Source organism: Paenibacillus sp. sg306046 (assembly GCF_059821225.1).
Map to the genome: position 1 here is coordinate 385638 of NZ_JCAMRT010000002.1, position 13723 is coordinate 399360.

Here is a 13723-nt window from a genome sequence, read left to right on the forward strand (position 1 = left end):
GTGACGGTTTCGGGTGTTTCCAGGGAGGAGGGAGTTGGAAAATGGCGAACGATCAACGGACGGAAATAGAGACAGAGTTGACGTTGGAGCAAGTGAAAGAACAATTGATCGAACAAGGAAAGAAACGTTCGGCCATTACGTACAAAGAGATTATGGAAAAGCTGGCGCCTTTCGACCAGGACCCCGAGCAAATTGACGAGTTTTTCGAGCAGCTGCAGGAGATGGGCATTGATGTCGGCAATGAATCCGACGAGGAGGAAGAGCTGGGCGGCGGCCGGATGGAGCGGGAGCATGACGAGTTCCATTTCGACGATGATCTGTCGCTGCCGCCAGGCATTAAAATCAATGACCCGGTTCGGATGTACCTGAAGGAAATCGGCCGGGTGCCGTTGTTGTCCGCTGAGGATGAAATTGGGCTGGCAAAGCGCATCGAGCAGGGAGACGAGGAGGCCAAGCGCCGTCTCGCTGAAGCGAATCTCCGGCTCGTCGTTAGCATCGCCAAGCGTTATGTCGGACGTGGCATGCTGTTTCTGGACTTGATTCAGGAAGGCAACATGGGCTTGATCAAGGCGGTCGAGAAGTTCGATCATGATAAAGGCTTCAAATTCAGTACGTATGCGACTTGGTGGATTCGTCAGGCGATTACGCGGGCGATCGCCGACCAGGCGCGGACGATCCGGATTCCGGTACATATGGTGGAGACGATCAACAAGCTGATTCGGGTGTCGAGACAATTGCTGCAGGAGCTGGGCCGTGAGCCGTCGCCTGAAGAAATTGCCAAGGAAATGGATCTCAGCACCGAGAAGGTTCGTGAGATCATGAAGATCGCCCAGGAGCCGGTATCGCTGGAAACGCCGATTGGCGAGGAAGACGATTCGCATCTGGGAGACTTTATCGAGGACCAGGAGGCGCTGGCTCCTGCCGATGCGGCGGCCTATGAGCTGCTGAAGGAGCAATTGGAGGATGTGCTCGACACGTTGACCGAACGGGAAGAAAATGTACTCCGTCTGCGTTTCGGGCTGGACGACGGCCGTACGAGAACGCTGGAGGAAGTCGGCAAAGTGTTCGGCGTTACCCGTGAGCGCATACGGCAGATTGAAGCGAAGGCGCTTCGCAAGCTTCGTCATCCAAGCCGCAGCAAGCGGTTGAAGGATTTCCTGGAGTAGCATAGCCCCGCAATAAACCGATTGGACCTTCTGCGGCCGCCCGCAGCAAGGTCTAATTTTTTATGTCCCGGCGGCCGATAAAGTATGGAAGAACATGACATGGCTTGGGGGAATTGTCGCGTATGGATGAAAAAAAGAAGCTGATTGTGCGCGAAATCGAGCATTGGCGTCGCAGCCGGCTGCTGCCGGAGCAATACTGCGATTTTTTGCTGAACATTTATGTAGATGCCGAGCAGCATAAGGCAAGCGGCGAATCCAGAGGGCCGACCCTTATGGGGCTATCCTCTTCAGCAATCAGAAACAGCAATTGGAAAATATGGGTTCTACTCTTGCTGCTCGCTGGCGGTTTGTCCTTTGCTGCTCTTAATTTTAACGCTTTTGAATTACCATTGCAAATGGGTATTTCATTCATTATTTTAGGCAGTCTTTACGTATGGGGCGGCTCGAAGCGGGAAAAGGAGCCGATGGCCGCGCAAATTTTGCTGGGCATGGCCTCCTTGTTCCTGCTGTTTATCGGGGTATATTTGATGAAGCTGCATGGGATTGAAGCGCCTGTTCCTGTGGTCGGTTATGTGTTTATGACAAGTTTGATCTGGATCGTAACCGGGCTTGCGGCCCGGCTTGCGTTGTTTCAGCTATGCGGCTGGGTCGTGCTTGTATTTTGCTATGGGTGGCTGCTGCACCACCAGCTTGACACGCTTGACTGGCCGACGCTGGAGCTGAGCTGGACGCCGCTGGCGATTTTGTTCTGCTGGATGTCGTGGATGGTGCATGAGCGCAGCAAGCAGATCGGACTTGTGTTTTTTCTGCTTGGTTTGATCGTTTGGTACATGCCGGAATTGTATGGTATGCTGTATGCCGAGAAGTACGGCATGCAGACCTTGCAATGGCTGCTGCTTGGTAAAATGTGCGTTCAGGCCATCATTTTGTTCGCTTGGCGCAAAAAATGGACGGTGTGGGTATTGTGATTATCAAGTTATCAAAACGATTGGAATTTATTGCGCAGCAGATACCGGCCGGGAGTCGGCTGGCGGACATCGGCTCCGATCATGCGCTGCTTCCCGCTTCTTTGGCTGAGCGGGGCCTGATTACGGGCGGCGTGGCCGGCGAGGTGAATGCCGGTCCTTACGAGGCGGCGTCGCGGCAGGTTCGCGCGGCGGGCTTGCAGCAGCGTATCTCCGTCCGGCTCGGCGACGGCTTGGCCGTGCTGGAGCCGGGCGAGGTCGATGTCATCACCATCGCGGGCATGGGCGGGGCGCTGATCGCTTCGATTTTGGAGGCGGGTCAAGCGAAGCTGGCCGGTGTCCGCAGGCTTGTGCTGCAGCCGAATGTTGGCGAGGATGCCGTGCGCCGCTGGCTGCTGGAGCATGGCTGGCAGCTTGCCGCCGAGCATATTTTGGAGGAAGACGGCAAAATATACGAAATTTTAACGGCGCTGTCTCCTTCGGAATTATCGCAGGCTGACGGTTCCTTGGCAGTGGATGCGGCCGCCGGGGTAGAAGCGCAGCGGCTGTATGAACCGCTTGCTTTGGCGGGAGGTCCGGTGGCGGACAAGGAGCTGCTGCTGAAGCTGGGGCCGTATTTGATTCGCGCCGCATCCGATGTATGGCTCATGAAGTGGCGGCTGGAGCTGGATAAGCTGGAGCATGTATGCACCCAGCTGGGGCGTTCGGATACGGAAGCAGCCCGCTTGCGCGAACAGGAATTCCGGCTGGAAATGAATCGGATCGAGGAGGTATTGGCCGCATGTACGCAAAAGGACAAGCCGTCGTTCAGCTGCTAGAGGAGCTGGCGCCCAAATCGTACGCCGTGGAAGGCGATAAAATCGGACTGCAGCTTGGTACGCTGCAAAAGGAAATTCCGGCCGCGCTCGTTGCTCTGGATGTGACGGAGGAGGTCGTGGACGAAGCGATCCGCGCAGGCGCGAATCTGATTATCGCCCATCATGCGATTATTTACCGCCCGCTGGCGAATTTGCAGACGGATACGCCTGCAGGCCGCTTGTATGAGAAGCTGATCAAGCATGATATCGCCGTTTATATCGCTCATACGAATCTGGATGTAGCCGATGGCGGCATTAATGATATGATGGCGGAGGCGATCGGGCTGCAGGTGGCTGAGTCGCTGGAAGCCGTCCACACCGACAAGCTCAAGAAGCTGGTGGTGTTTGTTCCGGTCGACCATGCGGACAAAGTACGGTCAGCGATGTTTGAAGCTGGGGCGGGTCAAATCGGCGACTATAGCCAATGCAGCTTTAATCTGGAGGGCGTAGGCACCTTCAAGCCGGGAGAAGGAACGATCCCGTATACCGGCCGTCCGGGCAAGCTGGAGCAGGTGCAGGAAATGCGGATTGAAACGATTGTGCCGCAAAGCGCCGAGCGGCGGGTCGTGCAGGCGATGCTCAAGGCGCATCCGTACGAGGAGGTCGCCTATGATTTGTATACGCTGGACTTGAAAACCCGCACCTTCGGGCTTGGCCGGGCGGGCAAGCTGCAGACGCCCGTGACGCTGCGCGAGCTGTGCGAGCAGGTCAAAGTCGCTTACGAGGTGCCGATGCTGCGCGTCGTCGGCGACCCGGATCGGCTGATCCGCAAGGCGGCGGTGCTTGGCGGCTCCGGCAGCCGGTATGTGCGTGCGGCAATGTTTGCCGGCGCCGATGTGCTGATTACCGGAGATATCGACTATCACACCGCCCATGACGCGCTTGCTGCAGGCATTGCTCTGATTGATCCCGGGCATAATGTCGAGAAAATTATGAAGCAGGGCATCGCCGATTATTTACAGCGCAAGCTGGACAGCCGCAACTGGGGCACGCGTGTCATCGCGTCCGTCGTAAACACGGAGCCGTTTCGTTTTGTCTAAAGCGCGATTGGAAAGTCGCTTGCTACGTAACGTCGCGTTTTGTGAAAGCGAGCTTCCTCGGCAGGCAGCATTAGCCGCTTGAGTTTTGCACGGAATCCTTGTATACTAGCAAATGCATCTGTTGCAAAAGAAAGTTTGACAGACAATCGCTGGCGGCTTCGCGCCGCGAGAGGAAAGTCCGGGCTCCATAGGGCAATGATGCTGGATAACGTCCAGTCAACGCGAGTTGAAGGCTAGTGCCACAGAAACGGACCGCCGATGGAGCGCTGCAGCCCGTCTCGCATTTCGGTGCGCGGCAGGGGCGGCCTCACAGGCAAGGGTGGAACCGTGGTGTAAGAGACCACGAGGAGCCATGGTGACATGGTGCCTGGTAAACCCCATCTGGAGCAAGACCTAATGGAACGCTGGTCTCCTTCGAGAGACAGTCCCGGCCCGGGACGCGTTCGGGTTGGTCGCTGGAGCCAGGCAGCAATGTCTGGCGTAGATAGATGATTGTCGCTTCCATAGTGGCAGGGTGGCTCCCGCTACGACCACCGGAAGCACAGAACCCGGCTTACGGCAAGCTTTCTTTCAGCCAACCGCTAACCGATGCTTGGCAATGTGCAAAGAAACCGCCTCATAGGGCGGTTTCTTTGTTTTTTCATACTTGCCCACAGTGTTATTGCGACGTGCCGAACAGCGTGCGCAGCCAGCCTGACCAAGAGGCGCCCAGCTTTGTTTGAGCGGGGGACGCCGCTTGCTGCTGCTGGCCTTGCGCATGGGGCACAGCGGCCTGCAGAGCGCGGGCGACGTCGATTAACCCGTGCCCGTAATAGTCATCCTTGCCGGTTGGGCCAAGATCCTGGGCCGTATTACGCATCAGGTCCATGACCTCGGTATTTTTCAGCTCCGGGTTTGCCGAGCGGATCAGCGCTGCAAGCGCGGTGACATGCGGACTCGCCATCGACGTGCCGGACAAGGCGGCGTATTGATTATGCGGGTACGTGCTGGCGATGCTGACGCCAGGCGCCGCGACGTCGATATAATCGCCGTAGTTGGAGAAGGACGCTTTGTTTTTATCGGCATCCACTGCTGCAACAGCAAACACCTCGGGATAGGCAGCAGGATAACCGGGCCGCTGTGTATTGTCATTGCCGCTGGCTGCAATCAGTACAACATCGCGGTCAAATGCGTATCGGATCGCGTCATGCAGAAATTCGGCGTCGGCATAATTGCCGAGGCTCATATTGATCACTTTGGCGCCATGATCCGTGGCCCAGATAATGCCTTGGGCAACCGCGTACGTACTGCCTGCGCCCGTTGCGTCCAGCACCTTGACGGGCATAACCCGATTGTACCAGCTCATGCCTGCAACTCCGAGATTGTTGTTCACGAGCGCCCCGATTACCCCGGCTACATGGGTACCGTGACCGACGTCATCCTGAGGCGGAGCTTCCTGGTTAACGACATTAAAGCCGCTGACCAGCTGGTTTTTCAAATCGGGATGTGACAAATCCGCGCCAGTATCAACAACGGCTACCGTGATTTTGTCCGAGCCTTTCGTGATCGACCAGCCGGCCTCGGTTTCGATTTGCGGCAAATTCCACTGGTAACGGCGATAAAGCGCGTCATTGGGCTGAAAAGCCTGGTTGTCGGCCGTTTCGGTCATGCGCACGGTAGTGTGAAGCGCCGAGTTGGTCAAGTATAAAAAATGCGGCTCGGCATACGCGACATCATGCTTGCGGAAGTAATCCATTAATGCCTTCGCTTCCAGCTTGTCCGACTCAAATACATACGTGTAGCCGAGCTTCTTAACAGTGCCGCCGGCAATGTCTCGTTTGATTTCGGCTAGCTTGGCCTCGTCCGGCTCTTGCTTGAATTTGACGACAATCTGGTTTTTATGGTAATGGCTTGTTCCCTCGTTATCCTCCGGATGATCGACATGCACATCACGCAGCGTTTCTGAATCCACGGATTCAATTTTGTAGCGTCCTTCCGCTGGATAAGGGACCAGTCGCAAATTTTTACGCTGATGCTCGGCCACCTCGCTTAAAATATGCTGCTGAACAACTGCGATGATGCCGCGGCTGCCGTCGGCGGACGGCTCACCCAGCACAAAATAGCGATGGCCGTCGGCCTCAAGCGGAGGCGACTGGTAGGCGGCTCCGGCGTTCAAGCTGTTCCCGGCCTGTTCGATGTGGGGCTGCAGCTGACCTTGAATTTGCTGAGGCAAACGGCCGACCGCATCGTTGACACGCAGCGGCTCCCCGCGTTTGGCCGCCAGCAGCCATTCCATATGCGGATGGTCCTGCTGCAGAGCCGTCAGCTGCTTGAACACGGCGGCTGCAGAGCCGTCCGTTTGCCCCAGCTCGCTGCTGACTCGCCGAAGCGCGTAGCTGCACTGCAGCCGGCACAGCTCGTCTGTACGTGCCAGGTCCTGGTTCATCGTCGCTTGCTTCATTTGCATTTCCGTATGCGCCGACATCGCTTCCGGACGCGTCTCCGGCACGGCCCGCCGGTCTCCGCGCGGAAACAGCAGCAGCGTGCCAAGTAACACGAGAGCAATGGACCATGTAATTTTTCGCATAAACGTGACCTCCTGCTTGAGCTTTCTTGTAGGTGTACTATGCCCTCTATGGGGGCTCTGCATCAGCAGTAAAGTTACCCATCGCAAACCTGAGCAATTTATGGTACGATACAAGTAGCGTCATTTACGATTTATTAAAATCAAGTTGGTTATATGTTGAGGAGGTCTTTCCCGCTATGGCTGTTGAACACGTTAAAAACTTATGCGAATCGACAAGAGCGAAACTGAGCGAAGCCATCGCCAAAATGGAACAGTTTTTGAATCAAAGCTCCCTACAGCTTCTTAACGCCGAGAACGATCCGGCTATGGAGGAGTTCTATAAAGGCTACCTTACCGATACCCGGCATCTGCTTGTGTTCTCCGAGGTTTCGTATGAAAAGCTGGGCGTTGCTTTGCGCCGTCCGAATTTCAACCTCGATTACTCCGAGAGAGTGCTGTATGATGTGTATCACAGCTCCGTTAACAGCTTTTTTTATCCGAAGCATGAGTGCTACTCGGAGGACGGACGTTACGCGTACACTGGACAAGATGCGATCCGCTTCCGCAAAAAGCCGATCCGCGAGCTGCGCGACCTGACGATCGAGCTATCGAAAATTTTCGAGACGCTGCGTGAGGATTTGGCTTATTACGAAACGGATTATATTACGCAAAAGCGGATGCAAGGCGAGAAAGTATAAATTTCTGCATAGCTTAACAGGATGATCATAGAGATGCTGCCAGCATCTCTTTTTTCTTTACAATTGTACAAAAGAGAGGATGTCGAGCGCTGTGCCGGAAATGAAACAAATGCACCCGTTGATTGAAGACAGCATCCGCTTGATTACTTGGAACCAGCATGCAGAGGGCGGCTATACGGCTTCGCCGCTGTTCGCGCATTACGGATTCAGCTGGCTGCGGGATGGCAGCTTTATTGCCTATAGTATGAATTTGGCTGGGCGGTCTGAAAGCGCCGAGCTGTTTCATCGCTGGGTAGGCCGCATTATTGAACGAAAGCGTCCGCAAATTGAAGAGCTGATCAGCCGCAAAAATCGAGGGGAATATATCGAGCGGCGAGATTTTTTACATACGCGGTATCAATTGGACGGCCGGGATGACGAGCATTCCGAATGGGGGCATTTTCAGCTTGACGGCTACGGCACCTGGCTGTGGGCGTTGGGCGAGCATCTGCGGCTGACCGGGCAAAGCTCGATTCCGGAAGCATACCGCAGCGCAGTGCAAGCGGTTGTCGATTATCTGGATGCATTCTGGGAGTATACGAATTTTGACTGCTGGGAAGAGTACAGCGACTTTGTGCATCCGGCGACGCTCGCCTGCATCTACGGCGGCTTGGCTGCCATTGCAGAGCTGGAGGGCAAGGAGCTGCCTTCGCGCTGCCTGCAAATCCGGCAATTTTTGCTGCAGCATGCGGTGCATCCGGACGGTTATCTAGTAAAGTCGTTGCGTCCCCGCTATCCGGAGGGCCGGGTCGAATACGAGTTTGGCCATGAAGGGGTGGATGCCAGCTTGCTTTGGCTGTGCGAGCCGTTTCACGTATTTGCGCCGGATGACCCGGTGATGCGGGCAACCTTCGACCGGATCGGCGCGGAGCTGCGGACGGAGCAAGGCGGCATTCGCCGCTATGTCGGCGATACGTATTATGGCGGCGGCGAATGGCTGCTGCTGACGGCGTGGTACGGCTGGGTGGCGCTGGCCCAAGGAAAGCGGGAAACGGCCGAGCAGGCCTTACGCTGGATCGCGTCCAAGGCCGACTCGCTGGGGCGCCTGCCTGAACAGGTGCCGGATGCGTTGGCTGACCGGAGCGGTTATGAAGCGTGGGTAAGCCGCTGGGGACCGCCTGCTTCGCCGCTGCTTTGGTCGCATGCGATGTTTCTGGTGCTGGAGGTTCATTTGCGCGGGGAGTCTGGGAGTAGAGGGTAAATAGAGCGATTGGTCCGACGTTGGCAGGAATACCCCCTTTGGCAGGCGGGCAACCTGTTTACGGGGGTGATGACAATGCCAGATGTGAAGTGCAGCGTATCCAATTGCAGCTTTTGGTCGCAAGGCAATAAATGCCAGGCCAACGCCATTATGATCGACGTGGACCAGCATGCGAAGGTCGACTTCGATACTGAATTTGCAGCCGACTTCGACGAGCATCAAGACAAGGCTGCAAGCGCGGGTAACACCTGTTGCCACACCTTCAAGCCGAAATCATCCAAGTAATTTTTCAGGTGCAGGTGCAGACGTTCCTACACACAAGGAGGTTGCCGGATGAAACGGAAGCTTGGAGGACAGGCGTCACGTTCCGCGGGCATGACGCGCTCGGAAGCGGCGCTGCACCGGTACAAGCTGCAGCGTCTGCAGCAGGAGGCGCGTCATCGCGATGAGCTGACGGAATTTGCAGCGGAGGCCGGCATGACCGGCCTTCCCGGGCAAGCGCAGCGGCTTGGAAAGACGGCAGCGGCTGCGGAACGCTTACAACGGCGGCAGCTTGCTGATGCCCGGGCCTGGAAAGCGGCTGAGTCCTGGCATCAAGCGAGCAGCACGGCGGCTGGCTGGACGATTTGGCTCGGCTATGCAGCGCTGCTGCTGTCAACCCTTGCCTTGTTTATTTTCCCGGTTACGCTTGCGATTGCGGGGATGGGACTTGGCGCATGGGCTTACTGGCGAGGTCAACGCAAGCTGGGCGGCTGGTCGCTGGCGCTTGGCCTGCTGGCACTGGCGGGTGCTGTCTTGCTGAGGCTCTGGGTGTCGTAGGGCAAGTCCCAAATCAATCTCCTTTCTCACGAAGCGACGTGGGGAAGGAGACTTTTTTGCGTTCGTGGCAATCGCTTGTGAGGCATACGGCAGCAGAGAGCAGCCGGCGAATCTGATCTCATCCGATCTCCTGCTTCTTACAAATTCAGGGTAGCTGGCAAACTGAAAAGGGTGTACAATGGATGTATCTACTATAGCTGCCAAGGGGAAAAATGAATGACTATTCAGATCGACCGATCGGATGTGTACAAAGCAGGTCAACAGTCAGCGCGTGTCGGAGCTGCTTCTAATGCCGCGTCGCCGGAAGCGTCGTCTTCGCCAGCCTCCGAACAAGCGCAAAGCTTTGGCAGTCTGCTGGAAGGACTGCTTGCCACGAAAGCGGCACAGCAAACCGCCGCGAGCCGCGCAGCATCTGTTTCGTCTCGTGCGGCCATGCCGATGCCTCAAGACTGGTCCTCCTATCCGTCAGCGCTGCTGGGTGCAAGCAAGCCTACGGAATATGACGGCTTGATTCAGGAAGCCAGTCAAACCTATGGTGTCCAGTCCAGTCTGGTCAAAGCTGTGATTGAAGCTGAATCCTCCTTTAATCCGCAAGCTGTTTCCCGGGCCGGAGCCAAAGGCTTGATGCAGCTGATGGATGCGACAGGCGCAGGACTTGGCGTCACGAATCCGTTCGACCCTGCTCAAAATATCGCAGGCGGCACACGTTATTTATCGAATTTGTTATCGAGATACAATGGCAATGAAGCCGTTGCGCTTGCTGCTTATAATGCAGGCCCCGGCCGGGTCGACCGGCTAGGCATTCGCACGGACCGCGAGCTGCTGGACAAGCTGCATCTGCTGCCGTCCGAAACGCAGAACTATGTAAGCAAAGTACAGCAGCTGCAAAATGGTTTTGTTATCGAATAATGTCCTTATAGACCAATCCCGGTTTTCGTTTAGCGAAAAACGAGAGGATTGGTTTTGTTTTTCTGCAGATGAGTAATGATTGGAAGCGAGGTTCAATAAGTTGTTATATATGGACTATGCGGCGACTGCGCCGATGCATCCCGACGTGATCGCGGCGATGACCGAGGTGATGCGCCAGCATTATGGGAATCCGTCCTCCCTGCACCGGCTTGGGCTGGAAAGTGCTCTGCTGCTCCGGCGCAGCAGGGAAACGGTGGCCGAGCTGCTCCGCTGCCGTCCCGAAGAGCTGCGATTTACGTCGGGCGGCACGGAAAGCAATAACGCGGCGATTCGGGGCGTGGTGTACAAGCACCGCCATCGGGGGAATCATATTATGACAAGCGTAATTGAGCATCCTTCTGTGCTGGAGGTTTTCCGGCAACTGGAGCGGGAGGGGTTCCGCGTCACGTATTTGCCCGTGTCCGGTACAGGCCATGTCGAGCTTGAGACGGTGAAAGCCGCGCTGAAGGATGATACGGTGCTGGTCAGTCTGATGTTTGTCAATAATGAAACAGGCAGCGTACAGCCGGTCCATGAAGTGGGCAAGCTGCTGCGCAGCCGTCCCAAAACGTTATTTCACGTGGACGCGGTTCAGGCGCTCGGCAAGCTGCCCGTTGTGCCGGGCGAGCTGGGAGCGGACTTGCTGTCCGTATCTGCGCATAAGCTGGGCGGACCCAAAGGGGCCGGGCTGCTGTATGTGCGCGCCGGGCTGGAGCTGGAGCCGCTGCTGCATGGCGGCGGGCAGGAATTCGGCTGGCGCTCCGGTACGGAAAATGTTGCTGCAATTGTCGGCATGGCCAAAGCGATCCGGCTGGCCGTGCAGCAGCAGCCCGCCGCGGCTGCACAGGCAGCGATGCTGCGCGACGGTTTAATTGAAGCGATCGCCCGGTTCCCGGAGCTGCGGGTGACCGGGGCTGCCCGCACTGCCGGAATTGTCGGCGCAGCCACAGCAGGCAATCCCGAGAAGAGTGCGGTAACCACGCCGACCACTTCTGACATGGCAGACGCTGCAAACGCTGCAAATGCTGCAAACGAACCTGAAATGGCTCCGCATATTGTCCATTTTGTATATCCGGGCATGAAGTCAGAGGTGCTCGTGCATGCGTTTGAGCAGCAGGGGATCTATGTATCGGCCCGCTCGGCCTGCTCCTCGGCCGTCGAGGAGCCGAGCCCTGTGCTGCTCGCCATGGGAGTTGAGACGGATGCTGCGCGCGGCGGCGTTCGGATCAGCTTCTCGGCTGAGCAGGAGCCGACGGCAACCGCGGCTGCATTTGACCGGGCGTTGCAGGAAGTGATGAGGAGGCTGCGTCCGCAAGCGGCCTCGGCAGGCAGGAGAGGAAGAAGACGATGAACACTGCAAGCGCAACGATGGCCATTCTCCGCTATGGTGAACTGGTCTTGAAAGGAAAAAATAGACACCGGTTCGAAAAAACGGTGTACGAGCAGGTACGGCGGGCGCTTCGTCCGTACCCCGCGATCACCTACGAGCGTGAATTTGGCCGCATTGTACTGCATCTGAACGGCGCAGCTTATGAACAAATACTGGAGCCGCTGCGCCGTATTTTTGGCCTAGCCTCCATTAGCCCTGCGCTTGCAGTAGAGCTGGACTCTGTGCGCATTCAGGAGGCCGCCGCATTGTTGATGCAGCAGCTTGATCCGCGTCCGGCGACATTTAAGGTGACGGTACGGCGGGTAAATAAGCAGTTTCCGCATGATTCGCAGGAAATGAACCGGATCGTCGGCGGCGCTGTGCTGCGGGCGATGCCTGGCCTCGGCGTCGATGTCCATCACCCGGACATTGAGCTGAAGGTGGAGCTGCGCGGGCAAGGCGCTTGGCTGTATGCCCGCACAGACGCCGGGGCAGGCGGCTTTCCGTATGGCTCTAACGGCCGGGGGATGCTGATGCTGTCCGGCGGCATTGACAGCCCGGTCGCCGGTTATTTGGCGATGCGGCAAGGCTTGAAGGTTGAGGCGGTCCATTTCCACAGCTACCCGTACACAAGCGAGCAATCCCAGCAAAAGGTGCGCGACCTGGCCGAAAAGCTGACGGCCTTCAGCGGCTCGGTGCGTTTGCATATGGTGCCGTTTACCGAGGTGCAAACCCGCATTCATGCGGCCTACGCGGATAATTTGCTCATTACGCTGCTGCGCAGGGCGATGTACCGGATTACCGAGAAGCTGGCCGAAGCATCCGGCGCGGGTGCGATCATTACAGGCGACAGCCTGGGCCAGGTGGCAAGCCAAACGCTGCCAAGCCTGGATGTCATCGGGCGGTCGGTCGAGCTGCCGATTTTGCGGCCGTTGATCTGCATGGAGAAGAAGGAGATTATCCCGATTGCCGAAGCGATTGATACGTTTCAGCTTTCAATTTTGCCGTACGAGGACTGCTGTACGTTATTTTTGCCGCCGAGTCCGAGCACCAATCCGAATCTGAACGTCATTCGCAGCATCGAACGCAGCATGCCATGGCTGGAGGAAGCGATTGAGGATGCGGTATCCCGGACGGAATCGGTGTGGATTGAGCGGGGACAAGCGGCGCATGACCGCTTTGCCTCCTTGTTTTAAGCTTGCCGGCCAGGTCAAATTTTGAGCTTACGGAGGGGCCGTTCATGATGTTTTGGGATAGTCTGCTGCTGTTTTTTGAAATTATGCTGATTAATATTGTGCTGAGCGGCGACAATGCGGTCGTCATCGCGCTTGCGAGCAAAAATTTGCCTCCCGAGCAGCGAAGGCAGGCGATTTGGTGGGGCGCGTTTGGCGCGATCGGGCTGCGTGTCGTGCTGACGATTGCAGCGGTTTATGTGCTGGATATTCCTTACATTCAAGGCGTCGGCTCGCTGCTGCTGCTGTGGATCGCCATCAAGCTGCTGGTGGATGATGAGGGGCACGCCGATGTGAAGCAGGCGTCTACGCTTGGCAAAGCGGTAGGCACGATCATTTTGGCGGATTTTGTGATGAGCCTGGACAACGTGCTGGCGATTGCGGCCAAGGCGCAGGGCGAGATTGGCATCATCATTTTGGGCATCGGTCTCAGCATCCCGATTATTATTTGGGGCAGCAACCTGGTCGTGAAGCTGTTGAAAAAATTTCCGGTGCTTGTGTTTCTCGGAGCGGGCATTTTGGGCTTTACCGCCGGTGAAATGTTTTTGGCCGATACGAAGGTGTCCGATTGGGTGCTTGGCGGCATCCCGCACTATATTGTGCCGCTTGTGACGACGGTGATCGTGCTGACCAGCGGGCTGATCAAGAAGCTGATCACGCCCCGGCACGTCTAGCGGCGAGCGAAAGCATTTGTAAAATCGGCGTGAAGCGCCGATAGTTTCTTGCCTTTTGACCCAAACGCACGTATAATGAAAAACGAATGCTAGCGTCGGCGCTTCGGTGGTCGACGCTTCTTTGATGAACGGGCTGGACAGCCAAACCAGAAGAGAGGATTTTGTACACT

At 56.7% G+C, this 13723-nt stretch carries 13 protein-coding genes and 1 other RNA gene; 13 read left to right on the forward strand and 1 reads right to left on the reverse strand.

Features of this window, described 5'->3' with window-relative positions:
* Window positions 1-41: 41 nt before the first annotated feature.
* From rpoD to rnpB, 5 genes are all read left to right on the forward strand, one after another.
* The gene (gene rpoD, locus AC6ROY_RS03575; protein WP_500098612.1) at window positions 42-1166 is read left to right on the forward strand and encodes an RNA polymerase sigma factor RpoD; all 1125 of its coding nucleotides are present in this window, start codon (window positions 42-44) and stop codon (window positions 1164-1166) included.
* 122 nt (window positions 1167-1288) lie between these two features.
* Window positions 1289-2134, forward strand: a complete 846-nt coding sequence (locus tag AC6ROY_RS03580; protein ID WP_500098613.1) for a hypothetical protein — start codon at window positions 1289-1291, stop codon at window positions 2132-2134.
* 2 nt (window positions 2135-2136) lie between these two features.
* A complete protein-coding gene (locus AC6ROY_RS03585; protein ID WP_500098659.1) occupies window positions 2137-2949 on the forward strand; it encodes a tRNA (adenine(22)-N(1))-methyltransferase in 813 nt (270 codons plus the stop codon).
* The gene (locus AC6ROY_RS03590) at window positions 2913-4028 is read left to right on the forward strand and encodes a Nif3-like dinuclear metal center hexameric protein (RefSeq protein WP_500098614.1); all 1116 of its coding nucleotides are present in this window, start codon (window positions 2913-2915) and stop codon (window positions 4026-4028) included. Before AC6ROY_RS03585 ends, AC6ROY_RS03590 begins: the two co-directional genes overlap by 37 nt.
* Window positions 4029-4158: 130 nt before the next feature.
* Window positions 4159-4599, forward strand: an RNA gene (gene rnpB / locus AC6ROY_RS03595) — RNase P RNA component class A.
* An 87-nt stretch (window positions 4600-4686) separates the two neighbouring features.
* On the opposite strand, the gene AC6ROY_RS03600 is transcribed toward rnpB, so the two are convergent.
* A complete protein-coding gene (locus AC6ROY_RS03600) occupies window positions 4687-6594 on the reverse strand; it encodes a S8 family peptidase (protein WP_500098615.1) in 1908 nt (635 codons plus the stop codon).
* A gap of 176 nt (window positions 6595-6770) precedes the next feature.
* On the opposite strand from AC6ROY_RS03600, the gene AC6ROY_RS03605 reads away from it, so the two are divergent.
* From AC6ROY_RS03605 to AC6ROY_RS03640, 8 genes are all read left to right on the forward strand, one after another.
* The gene (locus AC6ROY_RS03605; protein WP_500098616.1) at window positions 6771-7271 is read left to right on the forward strand and encodes a YpuI family protein; all 501 of its coding nucleotides are present in this window, start codon (window positions 6771-6773) and stop codon (window positions 7269-7271) included.
* Window positions 7272-7371: 100 nt separating this feature from the next.
* Window positions 7372-8511 (forward strand): glycoside hydrolase family 15 protein, encoded by a 1140-nt coding sequence (locus AC6ROY_RS03610; protein WP_500098660.1) that lies wholly within the window; start codon window positions 7372-7374, stop codon window positions 8509-8511.
* 75 nt (window positions 8512-8586) lie between these two features.
* Entirely contained in the window at window positions 8587-8796 is a 210-nt protein-coding gene (locus AC6ROY_RS03615) for a DUF1540 domain-containing protein (protein WP_500098617.1), read from the forward strand.
* A 48-nt stretch (window positions 8797-8844) separates the two neighbouring features.
* Window positions 8845-9330, forward strand: a complete 486-nt coding sequence (locus AC6ROY_RS03620) for a hypothetical protein (RefSeq protein ID WP_500098618.1) — start codon at window positions 8845-8847, stop codon at window positions 9328-9330.
* A 216-nt stretch (window positions 9331-9546) separates the two neighbouring features.
* Entirely contained in the window at window positions 9547-10239 is a 693-nt protein-coding gene (locus AC6ROY_RS03625; RefSeq protein ID WP_500098619.1) for a lytic transglycosylase domain-containing protein, read from the forward strand.
* A 100-nt stretch (window positions 10240-10339) separates the two neighbouring features.
* Window positions 10340-11629, forward strand: coding sequence for a cysteine desulfurase family protein (locus tag AC6ROY_RS03630; RefSeq protein WP_500098620.1), 1290 nt, complete (start codon window positions 10340-10342; stop codon window positions 11627-11629).
* Entirely contained in the window at window positions 11626-12843 is a 1218-nt protein-coding gene (thiI, locus tag AC6ROY_RS03635; RefSeq protein WP_500098621.1) for a tRNA uracil 4-sulfurtransferase ThiI, read from the forward strand. The genes AC6ROY_RS03630 and thiI overlap by 4 nt, the downstream gene beginning before the upstream one ends.
* 44 nt (window positions 12844-12887) lie before the next feature.
* On the forward strand, window positions 12888-13553 hold the full coding sequence (locus AC6ROY_RS03640) for a TerC family protein (protein WP_500098622.1): 666 nt from the start codon (window positions 12888-12890) through the stop codon (window positions 13551-13553).
* The last annotated feature ends 170 nt before the right edge of the window (window positions 13554-13723 follow it).